Here is a 26,046-nt window from a genome sequence, read left to right on the forward strand (position 1 = left end):
GGGGGGGGGGGGGGGGGGGGGGGGGGGGGGGGGGGGGGGGGGGGGGGGGGGGGCGGGGGGTCCCGGGGGGGGTTTGGGCCGGGGGGGCCCCCCCCCCCCCCCGACCACCCAACCCAGCCACACGCCGTCGGGCCCAAGTACCACGGCTCTACCTCGCGCAACCAGGGCTCTACCTCGCGCAGACGGGTCTCGCCCCGGTCCGTGGGGACGGACCGGGGCGAGACGGGTGGGGGACGCGCGCTGCGGTCAGCCGCAGGTCGCGGCGTCGTACTGCGCGGTGACGGTCGTCGTCCTCCCCTCGGCGTCGGTGGCCACGACCGTGACCTCGCCGGCCTCGACCGACGTCGCCCGCGACGCGAACGACTGGTAGGCGTTCTTGCCGGGCTCGACGCCGTTGACGGTCTTGGTGCCGAACGGCGTGTCGAGGCGGACCGTGAGCGGCACGTCGTCGTCGTTCAGCGCGCGGACCGCGACGTACACCTTGCCGGCGAGGCAGCGGGTCTCCGCCGTGACGGTGACCGCCGGCCCGGCGGGGACGCCGTCGCCCACCGTGAGCGTGAGCGTGGTCGTCGTGGTGCCGGCGGTGCTCACGTAGTCCGGGAGGACGAGGTCGCCCCGGATCACGTACACGCCCGGCGTCTCGACGACGGACTCGTCGTAGTCCCACTCGACGCCGATCGCCTGGTTGTCGCGCGACCCGTCGTTGTACGACACGAGCACCTTCGTGGGCAGCCACGGCTGCTCGCCGACGTCGACGCTCTGCGCGAACTGCTCGGCACCCTGGATCGAGATGCCACCCTGAGAGTTCTCCGGCCGCACGTACACCTGGGCCTCGGCGATGAGGCCGTAGGTCGTGTTGGTGCCGTAGACCGTGAACGGCTCGACGTTGGTCTCCGCCACCATGGCCGGGGTGATCGGCTGCCAGGTGAAGTCGACCGCGCCGCGGCGACCGCTCGAGTAGACGACGTCGAGCGACGCCGGCAGCTCGGGCACCTCGCCCGTGACCGTGCGCAGGACGACCGGGCTCGCGACCGAGTCGACGGTGTCGCCGTTGACGCGCCACCGCAGGACGCCGGTGCCGGCGCCGCCGGTCTGCACGCCGGTGATGCGGACGCGCAGGTAGCTGGCCTCGACGGGCTCGAACGCGAGGTGGTTGTAGGCGTTGCGCTGGAGCGCGCCCGCGTACGTCGTGCCGTCGGTCAGGGTGACCGGCGACCAGTCGGTGCCGTTCTGGGAGTGCTCGACCGTGTAGGTGTCCGAGCGCGGCATGCGCGTCCCGCCGTTGTCGTCGTACCAGTAGATGTCGGTCGAGGCGAGGAGCACCGGCGACTCCCAGGCGTACCGGATCCACGCCGCGGTCTGCGCGCTCGTCCCGTTCGCCGGCTGGCCCCAGGTGCCCCAGCCGTTGCCCGCGCCCGGGTTCGAGCTCGCGGGCGTCGAGGACTCGTTGACGCGCAGCGGGTTCTCCCACGAGGCCGACCCGCTCGTCGTGATCGTCGCGAGCGCGCCGAACTCGGCCGACGTCGCCTTCTCGGTGAGCTCGACCTGGACGTCGCGCTCGGTCGTGAGCTCGCCGTCCGACGCGGTGAGGCGGAAGGTGTACTCCCCCGCGGCCGTACCCGTCACGGTCGTGGTGAGGGCGTCGGCGTCGCCGAAGATGACGCTCGCGCCGTCGGGTGCGGCGACGGTCGTCCACCCGGAGGTGAGCGTCCCGTCGTCGGGGATGCCGTCGTCGGTCACGGTGCCGACCAGCGTCGTGGACAGGTTGCCGTCCTTGGACCGGTCGACGTTCACGGTGACGGTCGGGGCGTCGTTGACGACCTCGGGCACGTCGCGGCCCGAGTCGAAGACCTGGATCTCCGAGATCGCCGTCCAGTACGACGGCGTGTTCGTGAACGCGACGCGGACCTTGTCGGTCGTCACGGCCTCGAAGAGGGCCTCGTTGAACTTGGGGCCGGGGATCTTCGGGGCCTTGAAGGCGTCGGGCACCGAGGTCCAGCCGCCCGCGCCGTCAGGCACCTGGATCGAGTAGCGGACCGGCTCGCGGTACCCGCCGGCCTGCCGGTCGCTGACGAACCAGACCTTGACGTTGTCGAACGTCGTGGGCTCGCCGAGGTCGAGCTCGACGTAGCCCGTGCTGCCCTCGGTGCCGTAGTTGCCCCAGTAGGGCTCGTTGACGGTCGTGCCGTCGGTCACCGCGTCGAGGGACACGGGACGCTCGGTCTCCGCGATCGCCCCCGGGGTGTAGTTCATCGAGCCCGTGCTCCAGCCCGGGGTGTGGAACTGGCGCCACGGCGTCGGGCGCGCACCCTGCTGGGTCGCCGACGACGACAGCTCGGCGCCGCGTGCGAGGTTGCCCGCGTCCTCGGTGAGGTCGATGCCCGCGGTCTTGAGGTAGGAGACGACGCGCTCGTCCTCGATCGGGGTGTCGACCGCGGTCGGCAGGTCGGCGCCCTGGTCGTCGACGACCTCGACCGTGAGTTCCTCGTCCGACTCGACGACCTCGTTGGCCGCCGGGTCGTAGACGAACCGGCCGAGGCCGTCGGCCGCCGCCTTGCGCTCGCCGTCGACGTACAGGCTGTAGCCCTCGCCGAGGCCGTAGTGCGAGCCGTCCTCGTCCCAGACGATCGTGACGTCCTTGCCGTGGTACCGCAGGTTGTTGACCATGAAGTGGTCGTACCCGAGGTCGATCGGCCACAGCTCGATCTTGTCGTCGGACCGCGGCTGGATGCCGCCCATGTCCTCGACGTAGATGTAGTTCATGTTGCCGAGCATCACGTGGTTCGGGTTGTTGCGGTTGAACGTCTGCGTGCTCGGGTTCCAGCTCGAGTAGTACTCGGCCTGGTTCGGGACGAGGGCGTTGCCGTTCGGGTAGATGCTCCACGCCATCCAGTCGAGGAGCTTCGCGGCGTACTCGGGCGTGACGTACGTGTGGTCGGGGTCGTAGTGCCGCAGCGCGGACCGCACGCCGCGGTACTGGACCGTGAAGTTGATGTTGGAGAAGTTGTTGGACCCCCCGATCCCGTACTTCGCCCGGTCGTACTGGTTGGCCGTGTAGAACGGGAAGATCGGGAAGTTGTCGCCGTACCGCAGGAACCGGAAGCCGTCGACGTACTTGTCGGCGTCCTCCACGGGGATGAGGTTCTCGGCGTAGACGTCGTAGAGGTTCGACTCCTTCGCCGGGATCAGGTCCCGCTCCGCCTGGCTGAGCGGGTTCTGGTTCCCGCCCGACGTCGCGCCGTGCGATGTGCCCGCGAGGAACATGCGGGTCTCGTCGCTCCAGAGCCGGCCCAGGATCGCGTCCCGGATCTCGTCCGCCGTGTCACCCATCTCGGCGACCTTCGCCGGGTCGGCCCCCGCCATCGCGTAGAGCTGGCGGGCGGCGTCGAACGCGCCCCAGACGTACGCGGACTCGGGCCGCTCGATCGTCCGCGCGCCGGGTGCCCCGGCGTTCACCTTGGGATAGCCGAAGCTGATCGCGTCGGAGTCGTTGCCGGGCATGTAGTTGGTGTCGTACGCGATGAGCTTGTCGTCGTTGCCGTCGTAGTGCTCGAGCTGACCCGTGCCGTCGCCCTCGAAGTACGTCGCGAAGCGCTCGGCGACCGCCGGACCGCCGCCGTGCACGTTGTACGCCTCGAGGCCCGCGGTGCCGAGGTACTGCGAGTAGTGGTTGTTCCAGCTCGTGTGCCCCGGGCTGTCGAGGAACGCCGACGACCCGGACAGCTCACCGATGTTGAGGATCTGCCCGTAGCCCAGGTACGGGTTGCGGATCCATTTGGTGTCCTGGAGGTGCATGGGCTGCGTGAGGGCCACCGAGTTCTGGTAGAGGTTCACGCCCTCGATCGTCGTCGGGTACTGGTACACGTAGCCCGGCTCGTTCGCGTCGAGGCTGTTGTACCGCTCGCCCCACCAGCGGTACGCGATCGCCTTCTCGATCGCGGCGTCGGGCACGTCGAGGTACGGGATGTCCTGCGCCCACTGCCGGTTGAACTCCGTCACGCCGGTGCGGAACGCGTCCGCGGGCGAGAGCGCCGCGTAGTCGTGGAAGCTCTCGACCGACTTCGGCAGCGTGTCGCTGGAGAGCACGCCGAGCACGGACAGGTCGACCGAGCCGCCCGCCGGGACCGTGACCTCGCGGTCGAGGTTGGTGCCCACGCGCTCGAACCCGGGCGCCTTGAGACCGACGGTGACGTCGGACCACGGGGTGTCGACCAGGCCGTTGTTGGCCCCGCTCGTCAGGGTGCGCGTCCCGGTGAGCTCGTCGGCCGAGTCCGTGGACGTCGTCGCGAGCGGCGACGCGGCACGCACCGTGAACGTCACGTCGCTCGCGCCGGGGTTGGTGAACGTGATCGCGGACAGCGCCACGTTGTCGTACGTGATGAGCTTCTTGAGGTCGGCGGTGACACCGGTCGCCCCGACCGAGTACCGCGCCTTCGCGTGGCTCGGCGCGTTGAAGCGCTGCGCCCCGACCTCGGTGATCGTCTGGCCGGGCACCGTCACGGTGTAGAGGTTGCCGAGGTTGTTGGGGCCGCCCGCGAACGCGGAGCCCGCGAAGCCCATGACGGCCCAGTTGCTGTTGCCCCGCAGGTAGAGCGAGCGACCGCGCGTCTGCAGCACGGTGTTGCCCGACGTCCCGCTCACCCCGAGCACGCGGTCGAGGTAGTAGTCCGTGCCTCCCGCCGCGAGGTCCTTCTCGAAGATCGACCCGTGCATCGAGCCCGCGGTCCACGGGACCCCGGGCTCCAGCGCCGCGGCGACCTGGTCGAGGTTCGAGTAGACCGGGTCACCGATGTCCATCGAGTCGGTCGTGCCGTCCGTGTACACACCGACGTCGCTCTCGTTGCCCGGCACCACGTCGGCGTGCGCCCCCGGTGCCAGTGCGACGCCGGTCACGGCCATCGCACCCGTCATCGCCGAGGCGACGACCCTTCTCAGAACTCTCCCCGACATCACCAAGTCCTCTCCATCGGGAACCGGAACAGGTTTCGGGACGACGACGGGGCCTCGCGTCGCGCGGGTGGACTGCCTCGTCCGCCCGCCCCGCTACGCGACGCGTGACCCTGATCGTCGTGCCGGCTCGCGCCGCGCCACGGAGCGCACGCACCCGAGGCCGTGAGCCCCGGGCACCCTCCGCGGTGAGGTCGCCAGATGCGTGCCAGTCAACCAGCGGTTACGGTCTACCGCAATGGTTTTCGGTCTCGACTTTGCGTGTGATCCGACCTGGCCGACGCACGCCGATTCCCCGCTATTCCTCGTGAAATAGCCACTTCCGCCACCTGCGACGCGATCTCACGATGCCGTCGGTCAGAGTTCAGATCTTCGGACCGAAACCCCTCACTCATCGCTTTCACCGCGGGCGGAGCTCAGGCCACCGGTGCCCCCGGGCCGGCAGGAGGATCGGCGACGGTCGCCCGTTCGTGCGCGTCGGGCCGCCCTCGGACGCCCGCGAGCGGGGTCGCGGCCGAGCCCTGGGGGGAGCCCGGGACTCGCCCGGACCTCAGGCTCGACGGAGACGACCGGGCACACCTGCCGGCGCGCCGGGCGAGCCGTCGCTACGCGCCGTCCGCGGGCGGCGTCGTCCCGGCCGGGGCGGTCTCCTCCGCGGGCGGGGCGGTCCCGTCGGCGGGCGGCGCCGTGCCGTCCGCCGGTGCCGTCGCCCCGTCCGTCGGGGCCGTGCCGTCCGTGGGCGCCGTCGTGTCCGCCGGGTCCGGGGACGGCGGGGGCGGTTCGAGCAGCGTGAACGTCGCAGGCTCGCTCGTCGCTCCGTCGACGCCGGCGATGCTCAGCACGGCGGTGTACGTCCCCGGACCGACCTCCGGCTGGTCGGGCGCGCAGCCCTCGGCCGAGCGGTGCCGGTCCCAGCGCACGAGCTTCGACGGGTCCTCGTCGCCGGTGCTCATGAGCAGCAGCCGCTCCGTGGTGCCGCAGTCGGCCGACGACCAGACGAGCTCGTCGCCGGAGTAGACCTGCACCTGACGCCCGGCGTCGGAGCCGTCCACCAGGCAGGGCCTGCCGCTCGACTGACGGAGCGTCACGGTGAGCTGGACCGCACGACCCGGCTCGTACTCGGCCGCGCTCGCGGTCAGGCCGAGCTCGAGGGACGCGGCCGTGCAGTCCTGGGGCGGGCCTGCGGCCTCCGGGGTCGGCGGCGCGGACTTGCCCTCCTGCGCCGTCTCGTCGCCGACGAGCAGCGGCTGCACCGCCCGCACGACGACCTGACCGAGCAGGACGAGCCCGACCACGAGGCCCGCGAGCAGCGCGAGCGCGACGACGCGACGTCGGAGCAGGGCCGCGCGCGTGGGCCGGTCTCCCGGCCCGCTGCGGGAGCTGGCGCCCGGCTTGGGGGCGCGGTCGGTCCGCGGCGTGCTCACGGGTCCTCCGTCGTGCAGGTGCTGGTCGCGACCACGGTAGCGGCGACCGGCGCCGGCCCGGTGCTGCCGCGCCGACGACGGCCCAGGTCGGGGCAGAATGGGTCCCTCCCCCGACCCGTCGCCGCCCCGCCACCGGCACGAGCACGGCCGGCACGAGCACCGGCCGGCACGGCGTTGCGGGAGCCCGCCGACGACCGAGAGGGACGACCACCGTCATGACCGCCCCGGCCACCCGCCCGGCCCGACCGCCCGTCATCACGGCGGTTCCGGACCCGCACGCCGACCTGCGCGACGCCGTCGGGCGCTGGTTCGGCGAGGCGGCCCGCGACCTGCCCTGGCGTGCGGCGGACCGCACGGCGTGGGGCGTGCTCGTGAGCGAGGTCATGCTCCAGCAGACGCCGGTCGTCCGGGTCGAGCCCGCGTGGCGGGAGTGGATGGGGCGCTGGCCCGCGCCCGTGGACCTGGCGGCGGCCCCGACGGCCGACGTCCTGCGCGCCTGGGGCCGCCTCGGCTACCCCCGGCGAGCGCTGCGCCTGCAGGAGTGCGCCCGGGCGATCGTCGAGCGGCACGACGGCGAGGTGCCGCTCGGCGAGGAGGCGCTGCGCGCCCTGCCGGGCGTCGGCGAGTACACCGCCGCCGCGGTGACCGCGTTCGCGCACGGTCGCCGGGCCGTCGTCGTCGACACCAACGTGCGCCGCGTCCTGGCCCGCGCCGTCGCGGGGGACGCGCTGCCCGCGCCGTCGTACACGGCCGCCGAGCGCGCGGCCGCCGCCGCCGTCGCCCCGCTCGACGACGCGGGGGCGGTCCTCTGGGCCGCCGCGTCGATGGAGCTCGGCGCGCTCGTCTGCACCGCGAGGACGCCGCGCTGCGGCGTCTGCCCCGTGCGCGACGCGTGCGCCTGGCGCCTCGCCGGGCGCCCGGGCGGCGAGCACGCGGGCCGACGGCGGACGCAGGCCTGGGCGGGCACCGACCGTCAGGTGCGGGGCCGGGTCATGGCCGTGCTGCGCGACGCGCCGGGGCCGGTGCCGCGCGGCGTCGTGACCGAGGTGTGGCACGACGCCGCGCAGCTCGACCGCTGCGTCGCGAGCCTCGTCGAGGACGGGCTCGTCGAGCAGGAGGACGACACCTACCGCCTGCCCGCCTGACGCCGGGTCAGACGGTCGGCAACCAGACGCGCATCGTCGACGGGCCGCGCCCGGCCCAGTCGTGGTACGGCACGAGCCGGACGTCGACCGAGGTCTCGGCCGGCACCTCGACCGGTACGGACCCGCGCGCGGACCCCGTCCGCCCCGGAGCACCGCCGCGGAGCGGCGTGTACGGCCAGGGTGCCGTCGCCGGGTCCACGAGCAGACCTCGCACGACGACGCGCCCGCCCTCCTCGCGCGGGGGCACCGCCACGTCGACGCGCAGGTCGGCGACGTCGCGCCCGCCCGGCAGGTCGACGGACTCCACGCACAGGACCTCGGGGCCGCGCTGCACCGCGACGCACCCGCGCACCGCGTCCACGCGCTCGTCGGGGACGAGGAACCGTGGCGCGACGTCGAGGTCGAGCGTGACGACGCTGCCTGCCCGGAGGTCGGGCACCGCGACGGTGCCCGCGGGCACCTGGCGCGCGGGGCCGTCGTCGACCACGAGCTGCGCCGACCCCGACCAGGACGGGACCCGCAACGTGAGGGCCCAGCGCTCGGGGGCCTCGACGACGCGTACGCGCACGCGCCCGTCCGCGGGGTAGCCGGTCTCGACGTCGAGCGCGACGGGCTCCCCGGAGGGCAGCGTCGCGCGGACCTCGCTCGGCGCGTACTGGTGGAGCTGGACGCCGCCGTCGTCGACCGTCGCGACGTAGCCGGCGAGGCTCGCGAACGTGCGCGCGACGTTCGGCGGGCAGCACGACACCTCGAACCACGGCGCCCGCAGCGACGACTCGGCGCGCTTGCTCACCTGGTCCGGCGCGGCCGGCTCGCCCGGGACGCGCTGGTGGAGCGTGTTCGCGTAGTAGAACGACCTGCCGTCGTGCGCGGGCGACGTCGCGACCACGTTGAAGAGCGTGCGCTCGACGACGTCGGCGTAGCGCGGGTCGCCCTGCGCGAGCAGGAGGCGCCACGCGACCATCACGGACCCGATCGACGCGCACGTCTCGGAGTACGCACGGTCGGGCGGGAGGACGAAGTCCTCGCCGAACGCCTCGTCCTGGTGGTGCGACCCCTGGCCGCCCGTGACGTACGTGCGCGCGGCCTGCGTGCGCTCCCACTGCCGCACGACGGCGGCCACGAGCTCGTCGTCGCCGGTCTCGACGGCGACGTCGACCGCGCCCGCCGCGAGGTAGTTGGCGCGCACGGCGTGGCCCCGGAAGACCGTGGCCTCGCGCACCGGGACGTCGTCCTGGTAGTACGAGCGGCCCCACTCGATGTCCGCGAGCGTCCCGTGGCCGCGCCGCTCGACGAAGAGCGCCGCCTGCCGCACGTACCGCGGCTCGTCGAGCGCGCGCCCGAGCTCCGCGAGCGCCACCTCGACCTCCGCGTGCCCGCACACCCCCTGGATTCCGTCCGGGCCGAACGCCTCGCACACGTGGTCGGCGGACCGGCGAGCGACCTCGACCAGCAGGTCGTCGGGGTGCCCGGTGCGGGCCCGCGCGACGGCCGCCTGCAGGAGGTGACCCTGCACGTAGAGCTCGTGACCCCACTCGAGGTCGGTGTACCGCGCCGGCTGGCCGGGGTTGCCGAACCGCGTGCAGAGGTAGCCGTCCGGGGCCTGCGCCGCCGCGACGCGTCGCACGATCGCGGCGAACCGGCGCTCGAGGTCGTCGTCGGGGCTGCGGCCGAGCTCCCACGCCATCGCCTCGAGCAGCTTGTACACCTCGGAGTCGCTGAACTCACGGCCCCGCCGGGTCGTCGCGACGTCGCCGCGCACGACGGCGTCGAAGTTCGGCAGCCAGCCCTCGGCCTCGAGCCAGTGCTCGATGTGCCCGAGGGTCGCGGTGCGGTTGACCTCCTGGCGCTCGGCCCAGAACCCGCCCGTGATGCGCACCTGCGCCAGCCCGAGCGGCTGGAGCCGCCCCGTCGCGGGGACGACCGGGCGTCCGCCGTCCGTCGGGCGGGCACCGGTCCCCGTGGTCCGGGGCACGGTCGGGGTCGTGGTCATGGCAGCACCTCCGGAGGCGGCGTCGCCGCCTCGTGGTTCGTCGGGTCGGTCGTCTGGTCGGTCGTCGGGGACGCCGGACGGCGTCGGTCCCGCAGGCCGAGCGGGGAGAGGGGCGTGGGTCGTCATCCCTTCAGCGCCCCGGACATGAAGCCGCGCACGTAGTGGCGCTGAAGCAGCAGGAACAGGACGACGCACGGCGCGGCGAGCACGACGACGCCCGCCTGGGTCGCGCCGTAGTCGACGATGCCCATGACCTGCTGGCGCATGTTGGCCACCGCGAGCGGCAGCGGCGCCTTGGCCGAGTCGGTGATGAGGATGAGCGGCGCGACGAAGTCGTTCCAGGCCGCGAGGAAGGCGAAGAGCCCCACGGTGATGAGGCCCGGCTTCACGGCGGGCACGAGCACGCGGCGCAGCGCCCCGAACGACGAGCACCCGTCGACCATCGCCGCCTCGTCGAGCTCGCGCGGCACCGACTCGAACGAGATGCGCATCATGAACGTCGCGAACGGGAGCTGGAACATCGTGAGCACGAGCGCGAGCCCGAGCAGCGAGTTCTGCAGGTGCAGCGTATTGAGCAGCACGTACAGCGGGATGAGCAGCGTCGCGTAGGGGACCATGAGGATCGCGAGCGTCACGAGGAACAGCACGTCGCGGCCCGGGAAGCGGAACCGCGCGAACGCGAACCCGCCCAGCAGCGACACCCCGAGCGTGAAGAGCACCGTGAGCCCCGAGACGACGACGGAGTTCCACAGGTACTGCCAGATCCCCGCCTGGTAGCTCGCGAGGGTCGCGTAGTTGCCGAACCCCCAGCCGTCGACCTGGGCGCTGCCGGGCTGCGGCGAGAACGACGCCACCCCGGCCCACACGAGCGGGAAGAGGAAGACGATCGCGAGCCCCGCGGTGAGGACCCAGTAGGGGGTGCGGGTGAGGACGCCGGCGATGCGGGCGCGCGGCGCGGGCCGTCCGGGACGCGCCGGGCGCGTCGCGGGGGCGGGAGCGGGTGCCGTGACGGCCATGTCACTTCTCCTCGGGTGCGCGCATGCCACGGACCTGCGCGACGTTGATGATCACGAGGGCCGCGAGCACGATGATCGACAGCGCGGCGGCCACGCCCAGGTCGTTCTGCCCCTGGAAGGCGATGTTGTAGATGAGCTGCACCACGGTGATCGTGCTGTTGTCCGGACCGCCCTTGGTGAGGATGTAGAACTGGTCGAACGCGAGCAGCGAGCCGGTGACGCACATGATCGTGCAGAGCGCGAGCGACGGGCGCAGGAGCGGCAGCGTCACGCGGCCGAACGTCTGCCAGCGGTTCGCGCCGTCCATGCGCGCGGCCTCGTAGACCTCGTGGGGGATGCCCTGGAGGCCGACCATGAGCAGGAGCATGTAGAAGCCGGCGAACCGCCAGACGATGAGGAACACGGTCGACCAGAGCGCGCCCTCGGGCGACCCGAGGAACGAGATCGGCTCGTCGACGAGACCGAGCCGCTCGAGCACGGGCGAGATCGGGCCGACCTGCGGCGAGTACAGGGCGTAGAAGAGCAGCGACGCGGACGCGAGGCCCAGCGCGCTCGGCACGAGGATGGACGTGCGCAGGAAGCTCTTCCACCGGCTCGACTCCTGGACCAGGAGCGCGAACCCGAGCCCCAGGCCGATGAGGAGCACGGTGGCGATGACCGTGTACTTCAGCGTGAAGACGACGGAGTCCCAGAAGAACCGGTTCTCGACGGCGTCGCGGAAGTTGTCGGGGAAGTTGACGCCCCGGTTGCCCGCGAGCAGCGGCCAGTCGGACGCAGACATCTGGCCCACGAGGAGCACCGGGAGGATGAAGAGGACGAGCACGAACACCGCGGTCGGGGTCGCGTAGGCCCACCCGCGGGCGGCCTGCGAGCGCCCGGGCCGACGGCGCCGGGTCGGGCTCGCGATCCCGGTGCCGCGGGGCGGCCGGTCGTCGCTCGCGGCGAGGCCCTGGCTCGCCGCGCCGTGCGGCGCGGGCGAGGGCGGCGTCGAGGACGCGGACTGCACGGACATGAAAGGTCTCCTGGAACGTGGCGAGGGAAGCCGGACCGGCCCGCCGCCGCACGGGTGTGCGCGCGGCGGCGGGCGCGGGTCACGCGGGACCGTCGCGCGGGACGGTCACGAAGGACCGGTCACTGCGAGAGGACCGCGGTGATCTCCTCGTTGTCCGGCTCGATGCTCGAGGCGTCGCCGAACACCGCGTTGCGCACGAGCGTGAGCCACGGGCTGTTCGGCGCGTTGAACGCCTGCTGGAAGTTGCGGGCGACCGGCGTGCGGCCCTTGCTCGCGACCTCGTTGATCATCACGACGCGCGGGTCGGCGGACGAGTACTCGTTGTCCACCAGGTCAGCGCGCGAGACGACGTCGCCGTTCTGGGCGAGCACCTCGACCTGCGCCTCCTCGGACATCATCCAGGAGAGGAAGTTCCACGCCTGGTCGGACTGCTCGCTGTCCTTCGAGATGCCGATGCCGTCGCCGCCGACGAACGTCGACCCGCCGCCGTCGGGGCCGGGGATCGGCGCGACGCCCACGTCGACCGTCTCGTCCGCGGTCGACAGGAGCGTCGCCGGGTACGGCATGACGCCGATCTTGCCCTCCTGGAAGGGGGCGACCCAGGTCGCGCCGGTCTCGTCCCGCGTGCCGGCACCCACGGCGTCGGAGTCGACGAGGTCCTTGTAGACGGCGTAGACGTCCTGCGCGGTGTCGCTCGCGAGGAGCGACTCGGTCCCGTCCGCGCTGAGCACGTCCTCGTCCGCGGCCCAGACCGACGGGAACCACGTGAACACGAGGCACCCGCCGCAGTTGCCGCCGAAGAAGGTGCCGTCGACGCCGCCCCCGAGCGCGTCGACCGCCTTCGCCTGCTCGGCGAACTCCTCGAGCGACGTCGGACCGGCCTCGGGGTCGAGGCCCGCCTGCTCGTAGAGGTCCTTGTTGTAGAAGAGCACCGAGACGTCGAGCACGAACGGCAGGATGTACTCCTGGTCCTCGTACGTGCCGGCCTCGAGATGGCCCTGGTTGATCTGGTCCGCGAAGTCGAGCTGGTCGATGCGGTCGGTGACGTCCTGGTAGAGACCCTGCTCGACCCAGTTCGGCACGTACACGATGTCGGCCGCGAAGAGGTCGGGCAGCCCGCCGCTGCCCGCGGCGGCGCCGACCTTCGCGACGTAGTCGTCGTTGGGGACGATCGTCAGCTCGACCTGGTTCTCGTGGCTCGCGTTGTACGCGTCCACGAGCAGCTTCGCCTGCTTCTCGAGCGGTGCGCGCGTCCACAGCGTGAGCGTGCTGCCGTCGTCGACCCCCTCGACGCCGCCCTCTCCCGTCCCGCCCGTCGCGGCGTCGTCGCCGCCGGATCCGGACCCGCCGCACGCGGCGAGCCCGAGCGCGACGAGGCCGGCGAGCGTCGTCGTGGCCACGGACCTCTTCCACGAGGCCCCGCGGTGGTTCTTCATCTCGTGTCTCCTCGTACTCGTCTTCGAGCCGTTGCACCTGCGCCCCGTGCTCGCGCTGGGGGCGAACACGTTTTCGGTCACGGTGTCGCGCTGCGGCGCGCTCCACGTGGCCGACCCTCCCCTCAGGCGGCTAGTGTTCGATGTCCTGGCGTCATCTGTGAGCCAACTGCTCGCGACGCCGCCAGCACCGAAACCAACCGAAAAGGTTTTCTGAATGTATGGCAGCGCGGTAGTCTCGTCAAGCAGGGCAGCGGGTTACAGTTCGATCACGGCTCGATCGTCGAGGGCGCAGTGCAGCGCACCGGCAGGAGGGGGAACGGCCTCATGACGACCCAGAGCGGGAGCGCCACGCCTCGCGCGGCGACCCTCACCGACGTCGCGCGCCTCGCCGGCGTCTCCATCGCGACCGCGTCCAAGGCGATCAACGGGCGCGACCAGGTGAAGGCCGAGACGCGCCTGCGGGTCCTGGAGGCCGCCGAGCGGCTGTCGTTCGCGCCCAACGCGCTCGCGCGCGGGCTGCTCAAGGGCCGCACCGGCACCGTCGGCCTGCTCACGAGCGACCTGGAGGGCCGCTTCTCGATCCCCGTCCTGATGGGCGCCGAGGACGCGTTCGGCGCCGGCCGCGTGTCGGTCTTCCTGTGCGACGCGCGGGGCGACGCCATCCGCGAGCAGCACCACGTGCGCGCCCTGCTCTCCCGGCGTGTCGACGGGCTCATCGTCGTCGGCTCGCGCACCGACCCGCGCCCGCCGCTCAGCGCCGACGTCCCCGTCCCCGTGGTCTACGCCTACGCCCCCTCGGAGGATCCCTCGGACGTCTCGATCACCGCGGACAACGTGGGGGCCGGGCGCCTCGCGGTCGAGCACCTGCTCTCCTGCGGCCGCCGACGCGTCGCGCACGTCTCGGGCGACCCCGGGTACAAGGCCGCCCAGGACCGTGCGGCCGGCGCCGAGGCCGCGATGGCCGCCGCGGGCCTGGAGCTCGTGGGCGGGCAGACGTTCTTCGGCTCGTGGAGCGAGGGCTGGGGACGCGGTGCGGCGCGCATGATCGTCGAGCAGCACGGCGACGTCGACGCCTTCTTCTGCGGGTCCGACCAGATCGCGCGCGGCGTGCTCGACGCGCTGCGCGAGCTCGGCCGGGACGTGCCCGGCGAGGTGTCGGTCATCGGGTTCGACAACTGGGAGGTGCTCAGCACCAACGCACGCCCCCAGCTCACGAGCGTCGACATGAACCTCGAGCGGCTCGGCCGGGTCGCGGCCCAGCGCCTCTTCGCGGCGATCGACGGCACCGTGCGGCCGGGTGTCGAGGAGCTCCCGTGCCGGGTCGTGACGCGCGCGTCGACGGTCCCGATCAGCTGAGCGAGGGTCCGCCCTCCGGCGCGTCCTCGAGGTCGAGCAGCATGCGCGTGTTGCCCAGCGTGTTGGGCTTCACGCGGGCGAGGTCGAGGAACTCCGCGACGCCGTCGTCGTGCGAGCGCAGGAGCTCGGCGTAGACCTCGTGCGAGACGGGCGTCCCCTCGATCGGGTGGAACCCGTGGGCACGGAAGAAGTCCACCTCGAACGTCAGGCAGAACACGCGGCGGAGCCCGAGCGCGCGCGCCCGCGCCAGGAGCTCGACGACGAGCGCGTGCCCCACGCGGTGGCCGCGCCAGGCCGGGTCCACGGCGAGCGTGCGGATCTCCGCGAGGTCGTCCCACATGACGTGCAGCGCGCCGCACCCGACGACGAGCGGCGCGCCCCCGCCGTCGGGCGCACCGGTGGCCACCGGCTCCACCTCGGCGACGACGAACTCCTGGACCGCCTCGTAGTACCCGACCATCTCCTTGGCGAGGAGGATCCGCGCCTCCGCATAGGGCTGCACGAGTGCGCGGACCGCGCGCACGTCCGCGGGCAGGGCGGGACGGACGCGGACGGCGGAGGTCGTAGGCACCGCGTCACTGTACGCGGATCCGGCCTGAATTGCATACTCATGCAGCCGGTCGTATATGTGCCCGATCTACTCACCCGCCCGCGACCAGGCGCGACGCCGTGATCTCGTCCACGACGAGGTCCGTGACGACGCCGGCACGCAGGGCCGCGCGCAGCGGCGCCACCTTGTTGTCACCCGCCACGGCGCACACACGTCGCGGGACACGGCGCAGCTCGTCGGGGCCCGGGCCGGTCGCACGCTCGTTGAGCGCGATGTCGCGGTAGGTGCCGTCCGCGCGCAGGAACACCGTGCACACGTCGCCGACGACCCCCTCGGCGTCGAGGACCGCGATGTCGTCGGGCTCCAGGTAGCCCGCCGAGTACACGTGGGACGGCACGCCGCCCGCGACGGCGCCCACCGAGAAGAGCGCGATGTCCGCCCGGTGCTGCACGTCGAGGACGCGCCGCACCGACCGCTCGCGCCACATCGCCCGCTTGGTCTCGGCGTAGTCGAAGAACGCGGGCACTGGGAAATGGTGCACGTGCGCGTCGAACGCGGTGCCGAAGCCCGCGATGAGGTCGCCCGCGTAGTGGACGCCCGACGTGCGGGTGTTGGCCGCGCCGTTGAGCTGCACGACGGCGCTCCCCCGCGTCGGCTTGCGGGGCAGGTGCCGGGACACCGCGGAGAGCGTCGTGCCCCACGCGATCCCGAGGATCATGTCGGAGTCGAACCACGTCGACAGCAGGCGCGCGGTCGTCAGCGCGACCTGCTCGAGACGCTCGACCTGGGGTGCCTGGTCCGGCACCGGGACGACGTACGCGTCGATCCCCCACGTGCTCGCGAGGTGCTGGCCGAGCCCCGGGCCGCGGCTGCGCCCGGGCCGCAGCGAGATCTCGACCAGCCCCGTGTCGCGCGCCCGCTTCACGAGGCGCGACACCGTCGACCGCGACGTGTGAAGGTGCTTCGCGATCACCTCCATCTTCATGTCCTGGAGGTAGTACATCGATGCCGCCCGCAGGACGTCCTGCTCCCGGTCCACCATCCCGGTCTCCCTTCGCTCGACCTCCATTCTGCACGTTTGTGCACCACGGTTGCGCGTCCGTTCGGCGCGTGGTGGTCTGGAGGGCGTGCCGTCGCGCCGGGACCCCGGCGTGCGCACGACGGTTACCGCTCGCGCACCCTGGTCGAGCGTGGGACCGTCGCTGTGAGCGCACCGTGGGCGCATCGTCCCGCGGCGTGCCCGCAGCACCGAGGGACGAGAGAGGAAGACGGATGGCATCCACGAGACTCACCGCGGAGTCGCGCCAGCAGGCGCTCGCCGCGCTCGAGGCCAGCACGAGCGCCGACGCGGAGCTCGACGTCCTCGTGATCGGCGGGGGCGTCACCGGTGCGGGGATCGCGCTCGACGCCGTGACACGCGGGCTGTCGACGGCGATCGTCGAGGCTCAGGACTGGGCGGCCGGGACCTCGAGCCGCTCGAGCAAGCTCGTCCACGGCGGGCTGCGCTACCTCCAGATGCTCGACTTCCACCTCGTCAAGGAGGCGCTCACCGAGCGCGACCTCCTGCTCAAGGAGATCGCGCCGCACCTCGTGCGGCCCGTCCCCTTCCTCTACCCGCTCGAGCACCGCGTGTGGGAGCGTGCCTACGTCGGCGCGGGCATCGCCCTCTACGACACGCTCGCGAGCGTCGCCCCCGGCAAGCGGGCGATGCCGCTGCACCGGCACCTGTCCCGCAGCGGGATGGAGAAGAAGTTCCCCGACCTCGCGCACGACGCCGCGGTCGGCGCGGTCCAGTACTGGGACGCGTCCGTCGACGACGCCCGGCTGGTCACCACGCTCGTCCGGACCGCTGCGTCCTACGGCGCGCACGCCGCGGCCCGCACGCAGGTCGTCTCGCTCACCAAGGGGTCGACGGGCGCCGTCAACGGTGCCGTCCTCATGGACCTCGAGACCGGGCGGGAGATCACCGTGCGCGCGCGCGCCGTCATCAACGCCACGGGCGTGTGGACGGAGGACACCGAGGCGCTCGCCGGCAGCGAGGGCGGGCTGCGCGTGCTGGCGTCCAAGGGGATCCACATCGTCGTCCCGCGCGAGCGCATCAAGGGCAAGGTCGGCCTGATCCTCCAGACCGAGAAGTCGGTGCTGTTCGTCATCCCGTGGTCGCGCTACTGGGTCATCGGCACCACCGACACCCCGTGGGAGCAGGACCTCCAGCACCCCGTCGCGACCGCGGCGGACATCGACTACGTGCTCGAGCACGCGAACGCGGTGCTCGCGCACCCGCTCACGCGCGACGACATCATCGGCACGTGGGCGGGCCTGCGACCGCTCCTGCAGCCCGGCACCAAGGAGGGCACGAGCTCGGCGAAGGTCTCGCGCGAGCACACCGTCGCCTCTCCCACCCCCGGCCTGACGGTCATCGCCGGCGGCAAGCTCACCACGTACCGCGTCATGGCCAAGGACGCGGTCGACTTCGCGATCGGCCAGCGCGCGAGCGCCCTGCCCTCGATCACGCACAAGATCCCGCTCCTGGGCGCCGTCGGCCTCGACGCCGTCCGGCGTCAGGCGCGTCCGTGGGCCTCGCGCTACGGCTGGACGCCCGCGCTCGTCGACCACCTGCTGCACCGGTACGGGTCCAACCTCCGCGAGATCGTCGAGCTGTGCGAGGCCCGGCCGGACCTCGCGAAGCCCCTCGAGCACGCGCCCGCGTACCTGCGCGCCGAGATCGCGTACGGCGTCTCCCACGAGGGAGCCCTGCACCTCGAGGACCTGCTGCTGCACCGTACCCGGCTGAACTACGAGGTCGCGGACCGCGGCCTCGCCGCGCTGCCCGAGATCGCCGACCTCGTCGCCGAGCTCCTCGGGTGGGACGAGGCGACCCGCGCCGCGGAGATCGCCAGCTACACCGACCGCGCGAACGCGGAGGCCGCCGCCGAGCTGGAGCCCGACGACGCCTCCGCCGAGCGCACCCGGCTGGAGGTCGACGACGTGTCGCCCCTCCAGCCGCTCCGCACCACCTGACAGCAGAACACCGCTCGCGAGCGCGCCTCGGGCGCCGTCCGGCAGGGGACGGCGCCCGACCGGCCCTCGCACACCGACCTCACGGGGCGCACGCCGACGGCGGACCGACCCGAGGACCCGGCGCTCAGGCGCGCCGGGACGGTTGAGACAGAGAAGTCCACCACGAAAGAGAGAGCACGATGGATCAACTCCTCATGAACGCCTTCTGGTCCGAGATCCTCGGCACGGCGACCCTGATCCTCCTCGGTGCGGGCGTCGTCGCGAACGTCATCCTGCCGAAGACCAAGGGCTTCAACGGCGGCTGGCTCCTCATCAACTTCGGATGGGGCCTCGCGGTCTTCGCCGGCGTGTACGTCGCCTTCAAGTCGGGCGCGCACCTCAACCCCGCCGTGACGATCGGCCTCTTCACGGCTCAAGAGCCGTTCTACTCCGTGACCGGTCCGGAAGGACTCGTGACGGCGACGATCGAGCCCACCGTGGGCAACATGTTCATGTACTTCGGTGCGCAGATGATCGGTGCCTTCGTCGGCGCCGTCTTCGCGTTCCTCGCGTACAAGAAGCACTTCGACGAGGACGCGCCCGGCGCGACCAAGCTCGCGGTGTTCTCCACCGGCCCCGAGATCCGCTCCTACGCGTGGAACTTCGTCACCGAGGTCATCGCGACCTTCGTGCTCGTGTTCTTCGTCGTGGCGTCGGGCAAGACGCCGTCCGGCCTCGGGCCGCTCGCCGTCGCGCTCATCGTGGTCGGCATCGGCGCCAGCCTCGGTGGTCCCACCGGGTACGCCATCAACCCCGCCCGTGACCTCGGTCCTCGCATCGCCCACGCGCTGCTGCCGATCAAGGGCAAGGGCTCGAGCGACTGGGCCTACTCCTGGGTCCCCGTCGCCGGTCCTCTGGTCGGCGGCGTCCTCGCCGGCCTCGTCGGGGCGGCCTGGGTCTGACCGGCCCCCGACACCAGGACCATCTCCCCCGCGTGACCGGGGAGCCGGGGGCCTCCCCGGTCACGCGACCCGCCGCCGTCGGGCGCCGGGCACATTCGACGCAACCCACACCCACACCGACGTGAAGGACTGAACGCACCATGGCCGACTACGTTCTCGCCATCGACCAGGGGACCACGAGCTCCCGGGCCATCGTCTTCAACCACTCCGGGGAGATCGTCTCCACCGGGCAGCTCGAGCACGACCAGATCTTCCCGCGCGCAGGGTGGGTGGAGCACAACCCGGAGCAGATCTGGAACAACGTCCGCGAGGCCGTGGGCCTCGCGCTCACCCGCGCCAACGTCACGCACAACGACATCGCGGCGGTCGGCATCACCAACCAGCGCGAGACCGCCGTCGTGTGGGACAAGACCACGGGCAAGCCGGTCTACAACGCGATCGTCTGGCAGGACACGCGCACCCAGAAGATCGTCGAGGAGCTGGGCGGTTCCGACGGCCCCGAGAAGTACAAGTCGATCGTCGGGCTCCCGCTCGCGACCTACTTCTCGGGTCCCAAGGTCAAGTGGATCCTCGACAACGTCGAGGGCGCGCGCGCGAAGGCCGAGGCCGGTGACCTGCTGTTCGGCAACACCGACACGTGGACGCTCTGGAACCTCACCGGCGGCGTCAACGGCGGCGTGCACGTCACCGACGTGACCAACGCGTCGCGCACCATGCTCATGGACCTCGACACGCTCTCCTGGCGCGAGGACATCGCCGCGGACATGGGCATCCCGCTGTCCATGCTCCCCGAGATCAAGTCCTCCTCCGAGGTCTACGGGCACGGCCGCCAGCAGGGCCTGCTCCCCGGCGTGCCGATCGCGGGCATCCTCGGCGACCAGCAGGCGGCGACGTTCGGCCAGGCGTGCTTCGAGGTCGGGCAGGCCAAGAACACCTACGGCACGGGCAACTTCATGCTGCTCAACACGGGCACCGAGAAGGTCATGAGCCAGAACGGCCTGCTCACGACCGTCTGCTACAAGATCGGCGACCAGCCCGTCCGCTACGCGCTCGAGGGCTCGATCGCCGTCACGGGCTCGCTCATCCAGTGGCTCCGCGACAACCTCGGCATGTTCGAGGACGCGCCCGACGTCGAGTGGCTCGCCGGAAAGGTCGAGGACAACGGCGGCGCGTACTTCGTGCCCGCCTTCTCCGGCCTCTTCGCCCCCTACTGGCGCTCCGACGCGCGCGGCGCGCTCGTCGGCCTCACGCGGTACGTCAACCGCAACCACATCGCGCGCGCCGCGCTCGAGGCGACCGCGTACCAGACGCGCGAGGTGCTCGACGCGATGAACGCCGACTCCGGCGTCGACCTCACCGAGCTGCGCGTCGACGGCGGCATGGTCGCCAACGAGCTGCTCATGCAGTTCCAGGCCGACCAGCTCGGCGTCGACGTCGTGCGCCCCAAGGTCGCCGAGACCACCGCGCTCGGTGCCGCGTACGCCGCGGGTATCGCCGTCGGGTTCTGGAAGGGCGAGCAGGACGTCATCGACAACTGGGCCGAGGACAAGCGCTGGAGCCCGTCGATGGAGGGCTCCGAGCGAGAGCGCCTCTACCGGAACTGGAAGAAGGCCGTGACCAAGACGTTCGAGTGGGTGGACGAGGACGTCGAGCAGTAGACCCGTCGTCGCCTCCCTCGCGGGACGCGGCACGTGCGGAGGGGCGGGGCGCCAGGTGCGCCCCGCCCCTTCGTCGTCCCCGGCCCGGCGGGCGAGCCACCGGGCACCTGCCTAGCGTCGGAGGAGGTCGCGACACGGCGGCCTGCCACGACGGGAGACGCCATGACCGACACGCACCACGAGCTGCCGCACGCCGGGTCCGACGAGGTCGAGAAGGTCCGCGAGCTCGTCAAGGACGAGCGGATCGCCATGCTCACGACCGTCGCGGAGGACGGGAGCCTCGTCAGCCGGCCGATGGGCGTGCAGGCCGTCGACTTCGACGGCGACCTGTGGTTCTTCGCCGCGACGGACTCCCACAAGGTCGCGGAGATCGCCCGCGACTCCGCCGCCAACGCCGCGTTCTCCGGGAATAGCTCGTGGGTGTCGCTCTCCGGGCGCGCCACGCTCGTGCACGACCCGGACAAGGTCCGCGAGCTGTGGAACGCCGTCGCCGACGCGTGGTTCCCCGACGGCCCGGACACCCCGGGGGTCGTGCTCATCCGGCTGCACGCCGAGTCCGCCGAGTACTGGGACTCCCCCGGCGGCCGCGTCGCGACGCTCTTCAGCCTCGTCAAGGCGAAGGTCACCGGGCGTCCGTACGAGGGCGGGGAGAACGAGACCGTCGAGCTCTGAGGGCTCTGCGCCGCCGACTGCGTCGCCGGGGTCGCTCTCGCCCCGCCGATTCCCTACGGTGGTCGGGTGCGCGCGTGGGTCTACGAGCGGTACGGCGGCGTCGACGAGCTCCGGCTCCGTGACGTGCCGACCCCTGCCCCGGCGAGCGGCGAGGTCCTCGTCGAGGTCGTCGCGACGTCCGTGAACCTGTCGGACTGGGAGACGCTGCGCGGCAGCCCTGGCTACGCGCGCCTCGACGGGCTGCGCGCGCCGCGCACCCAGGTCCTCGGGTCCGACGTCGCCGGTCGCGTCGTAGCGGTCGGGGACGGCGTCACGCGCTTCCGTCCGGGTGACGAGGTCTACGGCGACAACCTCCCGCGCCGCGGCGGGTTCGCGGAGTACGTGGTGATGCCGGAGAAGGCGGTGGCGCACAAGCCGCCGGGGCTGACCTTCGCCCAGGCGTCCACGATCCCGCAGGCGGGCGCCATCGCGCTGCAGGCCCTCGCGCCGGCGGCGCCGGGGGCTCGCGTGCTGGTCAACGGCGCCGGCGGCGGCTCCGGGAGCCTCATGGTCCAGCTCGCGGTCGCGCGGGGTCTGCACGTCACCGGGGTGGACAACGCGGGCAAGCTCGACTTCCTCAGGCGGCTGGGCGCGCACGAGGTGATCGACTACCGACGGACCGACTTCACGCGGACCGGCCCGTACGACCTGGTGGTCGACCTCGTCGCGCACCGGTCGGTGTTCGCCTACCGTCGCGCGCTCGCCCGCAGCGGTCGGTGCCTGATGGTCGGGGGCACGCTGCGGACGCTGCTCCGCATGCTCACCGTCGGGCCCGCCCTGGGAGCGCTGACCGGCGCCCGGCTCGGCGTGCTCTTCGTGCGGCAGGGCCCGCGCCACTTCGCACCGCTCGCCGACCTGTGCGCCGCGGGCGACGTCGAGATCCACGTGGACCGCACGTTCCCCTTCGCGGACGTGCCCGCCGCGCTCTCGCTGCACGGCGAGGGGCGCGCCCTGGGGAAGGTCGTCGTCACCGTGCGCGACGCCGCTGGCTAGGGTGGTGCGTGTGAGCGTCCTGCGCGAGACCAGCTACACCGTCCCCGGCATCCACGTCACCGACCGCGAGCTCGCGGTGCCGCTCGTCTGGGGAGACGACGCCGATCCCCGCCGCCTGACGCTGTTCGTGCGCGAGCTCGTCGATCCCCTGCGGCGTCGGGACGACCTGCCGCTGCTCGTCTTCCTCCAGGGTGGCCCCGGCGGCAAGGGGCCGCGCCCCACCGGTCCCGACGGCTGGGTCGGCGCGGCGCTCGAGACCCACCGCGTCGTGCTGCTCGACCAGCGCGGCACCGGCCGGTCGTCGGCCGTGCGGGGCGCTGCGCTCGCCGCGCGCGGGACGGGCGCCGCCCAGGCCGACCACCTGGCGCACTTCCGCGCGGATTCGATCGTCGCGGACGCTGAGCACGTGCGGCGCACCGTCTACCGCGGCCGGCGCTGGTCCTCGCTCGGGCAGTCGTACGGCGGGTTCCTCACCATGACGTACCTGTCCCGGGCGCCCGAGGCCCTCGACGCGTGCTTCGTGACGGGCGGCCTGCCGGGCCTCACGGCGGACGCGCACGAGGTCTACCGCCGCACCCAGCCCCGCGTGGTCGCGAAGAACGCCGCCTACCGCGAGCGCTACCCCGACGACACGGCCCGGCTCGGACGCGTCGCGGACCGCGTGGCCGCCGGCGACGTGCGGCTGCCCGACGGCGACGCGCTCACCGTGCGGCGGCTCCAGACGCTCGGCATGGACCTCGGCATGCAGCCCGGCCCGGAGCGCATCCACTGGGTCGTCGACGAGGCGTTCGACGCCGACTCGCCCGACGAGCTCACCGACACGTTCCTCGCAGAGGTCGCGGCGGCGACGTCGTTCCGCACCAACCCGCTCTACGCCGTCCTGCACGAGTCGATCTACGCGCAGTCCGGCACCGGTCCGACGGCGTGGGCGGCCGAGTCGGTCCGGGCGGAGGCACCCGCCTTCGACCCCGCGTCGAGGCCGTTGCTGCTCACCGGCGAGATGATCTACCCCTGGATGTTCGACGAGGTCGCGGCGCTGCGTCCCTTCCGCGCCGCGGCCGAGGCGCTCGCGGCGCGCGACGACTGGCCGGACCTGTACGACCTCGACGTCCTCGCCCGCAACGAGGTGCCCGTCGAGGCGGCGGTGTACTTCGACGACATGTTCGTCGACGCCGGCCTGTCGCTCGAGACCGCCGCGCACGTGGGCAACGTCCGGACGTGGGTGACGAACGAGTTCGAGCACGACGGCCTGCGCACCGGCGACGTCTTCTCCCGCCTGCGCGACCGCCTCGCTGCGCGCGGCGGGCCTCTGCCCAATTGAGGATGACGGCGCTTCACTCGATCAAGTCTGCACCAATCTCAAGAACCGCTGGGGAAGAAACGAGTACGCTCGTGGAGTATGAGCGACCAGCCGACACCGATTCTCGCGAAGGCATCGCGCAATGCGCGAATCTGCGCGACTCGCAGCGCGGCTCGCTCGCCGAGCATCCCCGAGCCACAGACCTCTCTCGACGGACTCTCGGATAGCCCCGTCTCCCTCGATGATTTCAAGCACGGCCGCGACGCGCTCTAGATGTTCGTCGATTTGTTGCCCTCCGAGAGACATTAGGGAAAGCGCAATATCCTCCGCGTCTTCAGCGCGCAATTCTTCCGGCTCGGAATGGGCAATTCCAGCGCTTCCCGGCGAACGGTACGTCCACATCGCGTGCCCTCTCAGTCGAGCGGGAGCCACGAAGGTGGAATTTGCGATCACACTTCGCGCCGCGCTGTGCGCAACCAACGCCGTGCGCGTATGAAATGAGGGCGATGTATAGCGAACGGCCGCAAGTCGTCCGAGGTGTCTTTCCAGGACCTGTAGCACTTCCTGCTGCGCGCCGGCGACTGAGAAGCGGTAATACGGAGACCCCCAACTATCCCACTGCGCAGCAGAACTCCGCACCATTCGCTCTGGCCTCTTGTACTGGAGGACCAGGCTTGAAACGAGGTCCGGAAAGAGCATCTTCGCGTTGGGCGATTGTGGGGCTCCAGCCCAATGTTCTGGCCCCAAGATAACTCCCGTCGACGCCACCGGGACTCCCAGCAACTTCCAGACGATGTCTGTCGCCAGCGGGTGTGAGAGCGCATCGAAGCCTAGGACAGCCTCCGCCACCTGCCCCGGAGCCATAGCGTCACCGAGTTCTCCATTGAACCTGACCTCGTAAGACTTCTCCTCAAACTCGCATTCCATGGCCGTAGTCTCTCGTAGGGATCCACCGCAAGCGCTAGCTCGGGGCGTGCTTGGCGAGGAACGCGTAGACCTCCGTGGCGTCGACGCCCGGGAAGGCTCCGGACGGGAGCGCGGAGAGCACGTGCTGGTGCATGCGGGCGCTCGGCCAGGACGCGTCCTCCCAGCGCGTCGCCGCGTCGGCCGCGGGGCGGCGGCAGCACGACTCGTCCGGGCACGACGACTGGCGCCGCACGGTCGTGTCGCGGCCGCGGAACCACTTGGCCGACGCGAACGGCACGCCGACGGCGATCGAGAACTGCCCGGTCGTCGTCGTGCCCGTCTGGGTCGAGCACCAGAACGTCCCGGCGGGCGTGTCGGTGTACTGGTACGACTCCTGCGCGCGGTCGCGGCGCGTGAACGCCTCCCGGACGGCCCACTTGCGGCAGACCATCTGGCCCTCGATCGCGCCGGTCACGTCGGCGGGCAGCGGCAGGCCGTCGTTCTCGTAGCCGCGGAACAGGGCGCCGTCGTCGCCGACCCGCAGGAAGTGCAGCGGGATGCCGAGGTGCACGGTCGCGAGGTTGGTGAAGCGCTGCGCCGCGGCCTCGTGCGTCACGCCGAACGCGTCGCGGAGGTCCTCGACCGCGAGGTCCTTCTCGCGCTTGCGCCGCTCGAGGAACTCGACGGCGGCGGACTGCGGGATGAGGCAGCACGCCGCGAAGTAGGTGATCTCGACGCGCTGGCGCAGGAACTCCGCGTACGAGCGCGGCCGCTCGTGCCCGAGGACGCGGTGCGCGATCGCCTGGAGAGCGAGCGAGCGCAGGCCGTGCCCGCCGGGGATGGACGCGGGCGGGAGGTAGATGCGCCCGTTCTCGAGGTCGGTGACGGTGCGGGTCGAGTGCGGCAGGTCGTCGACGTGCCAGATGGTGAAGCCGAGCTGCTCGGCCATGCGCGCGACCGTGCGGTGCGTCAGCGCGCCGACCGTGTACCCGGCCTTGCGCGCCATCTCCTCGGCGAGCTCCTCGATCTCCGGGTAGTAGTTGTCGCGCGCCTGACGCTCCAGGCGCAGCTCGGTGTTGGCGCGCCGCGCCTCCTCCGGCGTCGCGATCGCCTCGGTCGCGCGCCGCTGGAGCTCGGCGTGGAGCCCGACGAGGTTCTCCAGCACGGGGAGCGGGAGCTTCTGGCTCGCCTTCACGGCGGGCAGGCCCAGTCCCGCGAAGAGCGGCCCGCGCTGCGCCCGGTCCAGCGCGATCTCCAGGGCGGCCCGGCGCGACGGCGGCTCGTCGGCGAGCAGGTCGGTCAGCGGCACGTCGAGCGCCTGGGCGAGGTGCTGGAGGAGCGACAGCCGCGGCTCGCGGCGCCCGTTCTCGATCATCGACAGCAGGCTCGGGGCGGTGCCGACCGCCTCGCCGAGCGCGTCGAGCGTGAGGCCGCGGGTCGTGCGGACGTGGCGCAGACGGCGGCCGAGCGTGAGGAGGTCCGCCTGGGACCCGGGCGGCGTCGACTCTCCGGCGCGGCCGCCGGGTCGGCTGCCGGGGGTCTCCAGGGACGGTGACGGGGCCATGGCTTGACGATATGTCAAGATCGACGATTCTTCACAGCGTTCTGGTTGGAAATCCCGCCCTCTGCGGCGTGAG

The 26,046-nt window shown here is 72.2% G+C and carries 17 protein-coding genes; 8 read left to right on the forward strand and 9 right to left on the reverse strand.

The features are described 5' to 3' along the window. Window positions 1–246: 246 nt before the first annotated feature. Both ACFVN3_RS03190 and ACFVN3_RS03195 read right to left on the reverse strand, forming a co-directional pair. Window positions 247–4,899 carry a discoidin domain-containing protein gene (locus ACFVN3_RS03190; protein ID WP_378230489.1) on the reverse strand — a complete coding sequence of 1,551 codons (4,653 nt, stop codon included), beginning with the start codon at window positions 4,897–4,899 and terminating at the stop codon, window positions 247–249. Between the two features lie 653 nt (window positions 4,900–5,552). Continuing rightward, complete coding sequence (locus tag ACFVN3_RS03195; RefSeq protein WP_378230491.1) at window positions 5,553–6,371, reverse strand: hypothetical protein; 819 nt, start codon at window positions 6,369–6,371, stop codon at window positions 5,553–5,555. A gap of 215 nt (window positions 6,372–6,586) precedes the next feature. Between ACFVN3_RS03195 and ACFVN3_RS03200 the strand changes: the two genes are divergently transcribed. Continuing rightward, a complete protein-coding gene (locus ACFVN3_RS03200) occupies window positions 6,587–7,516 on the forward strand; it encodes an A/G-specific adenine glycosylase (protein WP_378230493.1) in 930 nt (309 codons plus the stop codon). Between the two features lie 7 nt (window positions 7,517–7,523). Here the strand turns inward: ACFVN3_RS03200 and ACFVN3_RS03205 are convergent, their stop codons facing one another. The 4 genes from ACFVN3_RS03205 to ACFVN3_RS03220 form a co-directional block, all read right to left on the reverse strand. Continuing rightward, complete coding sequence (locus tag ACFVN3_RS03205; RefSeq protein ID WP_378230495.1) at window positions 7,524–9,509, reverse strand: glycoside hydrolase family 127 protein; 1,986 nt, start codon at window positions 9,507–9,509, stop codon at window positions 7,524–7,526. 122 nt (window positions 9,510–9,631) lie between these two features. Beyond that, the gene (locus ACFVN3_RS03210; RefSeq protein ID WP_378230497.1) at window positions 9,632–10,525 is read right to left on the reverse strand and encodes a carbohydrate ABC transporter permease; all 894 of its coding nucleotides are present in this window, start codon (window positions 10,523–10,525) and stop codon (window positions 9,632–9,634) included. Window position 10,526: 1 nt separating this feature from the next. Continuing rightward, window positions 10,527–11,537 (reverse strand): carbohydrate ABC transporter permease, encoded by a 1,011-nt coding sequence (locus tag ACFVN3_RS03215; protein WP_378230498.1) that lies wholly within the window; start codon window positions 11,535–11,537, stop codon window positions 10,527–10,529. Window positions 11,538–11,656: 119 nt separating this feature from the next. Then, window positions 11,657–12,973 carry an ABC transporter substrate-binding protein gene (locus ACFVN3_RS03220; RefSeq protein ID WP_378230502.1) on the reverse strand — a complete coding sequence of 439 codons (1,317 nt, stop codon included), beginning with the start codon at window positions 12,971–12,973 and terminating at the stop codon, window positions 11,657–11,659. A 324-nt stretch (window positions 12,974–13,297) separates the two neighbouring features. Between ACFVN3_RS03220 and ACFVN3_RS03225 the strand changes: the two genes are divergently transcribed. Next, a complete protein-coding gene (locus ACFVN3_RS03225) occupies window positions 13,298–14,329 on the forward strand; it encodes a LacI family DNA-binding transcriptional regulator (protein WP_378230504.1) in 1,032 nt (343 codons plus the stop codon). Here the strand turns inward: ACFVN3_RS03225 and ACFVN3_RS03230 are convergent. Then, window positions 14,322–14,900 carry an amino-acid N-acetyltransferase gene (locus ACFVN3_RS03230; protein WP_378230507.1) on the reverse strand — a complete coding sequence of 193 codons (579 nt, stop codon included), beginning with the start codon at window positions 14,898–14,900 and terminating at the stop codon, window positions 14,322–14,324. The genes ACFVN3_RS03225 and ACFVN3_RS03230 overlap by 8 nt on opposite strands. A 70-nt stretch (window positions 14,901–14,970) precedes the next feature. Further along, on the reverse strand, window positions 14,971–15,921 hold the full coding sequence (locus ACFVN3_RS03235; protein WP_378230509.1) for a sugar-binding transcriptional regulator: 951 nt from the start codon (window positions 15,919–15,921) through the stop codon (window positions 14,971–14,973). Between the two features lie 230 nt (window positions 15,922–16,151). Here ACFVN3_RS03235 and ACFVN3_RS03240 point away from each other — a divergent pair, with 230 nt between their 5' ends. The 6 genes from ACFVN3_RS03240 to ACFVN3_RS03265 all read left to right on the forward strand — a co-directional run bounded on the left by ACFVN3_RS03240 (window position 16,152) and on the right by ACFVN3_RS03265 (window position 23,524). Continuing rightward, window positions 16,152–17,900, forward strand: a complete 1,749-nt coding sequence (locus ACFVN3_RS03240; protein ID WP_378230512.1) for an FAD-dependent oxidoreductase — start codon at window positions 16,152–16,154, stop codon at window positions 17,898–17,900. A gap of 194 nt (window positions 17,901–18,094) precedes the next feature. Further along, window positions 18,095–18,841, forward strand: a complete 747-nt coding sequence (locus ACFVN3_RS03245) for an MIP/aquaporin family protein (RefSeq protein ID WP_378230516.1) — start codon at window positions 18,095–18,097, stop codon at window positions 18,839–18,841. Window positions 18,842–18,981: 140 nt separating this feature from the next. Continuing rightward, window positions 18,982–20,499, forward strand: a complete 1,518-nt coding sequence (gene glpK / locus ACFVN3_RS03250; protein ID WP_378230519.1) for a glycerol kinase GlpK — start codon at window positions 18,982–18,984, stop codon at window positions 20,497–20,499. A gap of 162 nt (window positions 20,500–20,661) precedes the next feature. After that, a complete protein-coding gene (locus ACFVN3_RS03255) occupies window positions 20,662–21,171 on the forward strand; it encodes a pyridoxamine 5'-phosphate oxidase family protein (RefSeq protein WP_378230522.1) in 510 nt (169 codons plus the stop codon). A 66-nt stretch (window positions 21,172–21,237) separates the two neighbouring features. After that, entirely contained in the window at window positions 21,238–22,203 is a 966-nt protein-coding gene (locus ACFVN3_RS03260) for an NAD(P)-dependent alcohol dehydrogenase (RefSeq protein ID WP_378230524.1), read from the forward strand. Between the two features lie 19 nt (window positions 22,204–22,222). After that, a complete protein-coding gene (locus ACFVN3_RS03265; RefSeq protein WP_378231366.1) occupies window positions 22,223–23,524 on the forward strand; it encodes an alpha/beta fold hydrolase in 1,302 nt (433 codons plus the stop codon). A 940-nt stretch (window positions 23,525–24,464) separates the two neighbouring features. Here ACFVN3_RS03265 and ACFVN3_RS03270 read toward each other — a convergent pair. Beyond that, on the reverse strand, window positions 24,465–25,973 hold the full coding sequence (locus ACFVN3_RS03270; protein ID WP_378230526.1) for a helix-turn-helix domain-containing protein: 1,509 nt from the start codon (window positions 25,971–25,973) through the stop codon (window positions 24,465–24,467). Window positions 25,974–26,046: the final 73 nt, after the last annotated feature.

It is taken from the genome of Cellulosimicrobium sp. NPDC057862 (assembly GCF_042797035.1).
Classification (GTDB): Bacteria; Actinomycetota; Actinomycetes; order Actinomycetales; family Cellulomonadaceae; genus Cellulosimicrobium.

Bases quoted from the DNA above. Each gene is read 5' to 3' on its own strand.
- ACFVN3_RS03220 (WP_378230502.1), bottom strand. From the start codon at position 12,973: ATGAAGAACCACCGCGGGGCCTCGTGGAAGAGGTCCGTGGCCACGACG.
- ACFVN3_RS03200 (WP_378230493.1), top strand. From the start codon at position 6,587: ATGACCGCCCCGGCCACCCGCCCGGCCCGACCGCCCGTCATCACGGCG.
- ACFVN3_RS03235 (WP_378230509.1), bottom strand. From the start codon at position 15,921: ATGGTGGACCGGGAGCAGGACGTCCTGCGGGCGGCATCGATGTACTAC.
- ACFVN3_RS03245 (WP_378230516.1), top strand. From the start codon at position 18,095: ATGAACGCCTTCTGGTCCGAGATCCTCGGCACGGCGACCCTGATCCTC.
- ACFVN3_RS03240 (WP_378230512.1), top strand. From the start codon at position 16,152: ATGGCATCCACGAGACTCACCGCGGAGTCGCGCCAGCAGGCGCTCGCC.
- ACFVN3_RS03205 (WP_378230495.1), bottom strand. From the start codon at position 9,509: ATGACCACGACCCCGACCGTGCCCCGGACCACGGGGACCGGTGCCCGC.
- ACFVN3_RS03190 (WP_378230489.1), bottom strand. From the start codon at position 4,899: ATGGCCGTGACCGGCGTCGCACTGGCACCGGGGGCGCACGCCGACGTG.
- ACFVN3_RS03225 (WP_378230504.1), top strand. From the start codon at position 13,298: ATGACGACCCAGAGCGGGAGCGCCACGCCTCGCGCGGCGACCCTCACC.
- ACFVN3_RS03215 (WP_378230498.1), bottom strand. From the start codon at position 11,537: ATGTCCGTGCAGTCCGCGTCCTCGACGCCGCCCTCGCCCGCGCCGCAC.
- ACFVN3_RS03255 (WP_378230522.1), top strand. From the start codon at position 20,662: ATGACCGACACGCACCACGAGCTGCCGCACGCCGGGTCCGACGAGGTC.
- ACFVN3_RS03210 (WP_378230497.1), bottom strand. From the start codon at position 10,525: ATGGCCGTCACGGCACCCGCTCCCGCCCCCGCGACGCGCCCGGCGCGT.
- glpK (WP_378230519.1), top strand. From the start codon at position 18,982: ATGGCCGACTACGTTCTCGCCATCGACCAGGGGACCACGAGCTCCCGG.
- ACFVN3_RS03270 (WP_378230526.1), bottom strand. From the start codon at position 25,973: ATGGCCCCGTCACCGTCCCTGGAGACCCCCGGCAGCCGACCCGGCGGC.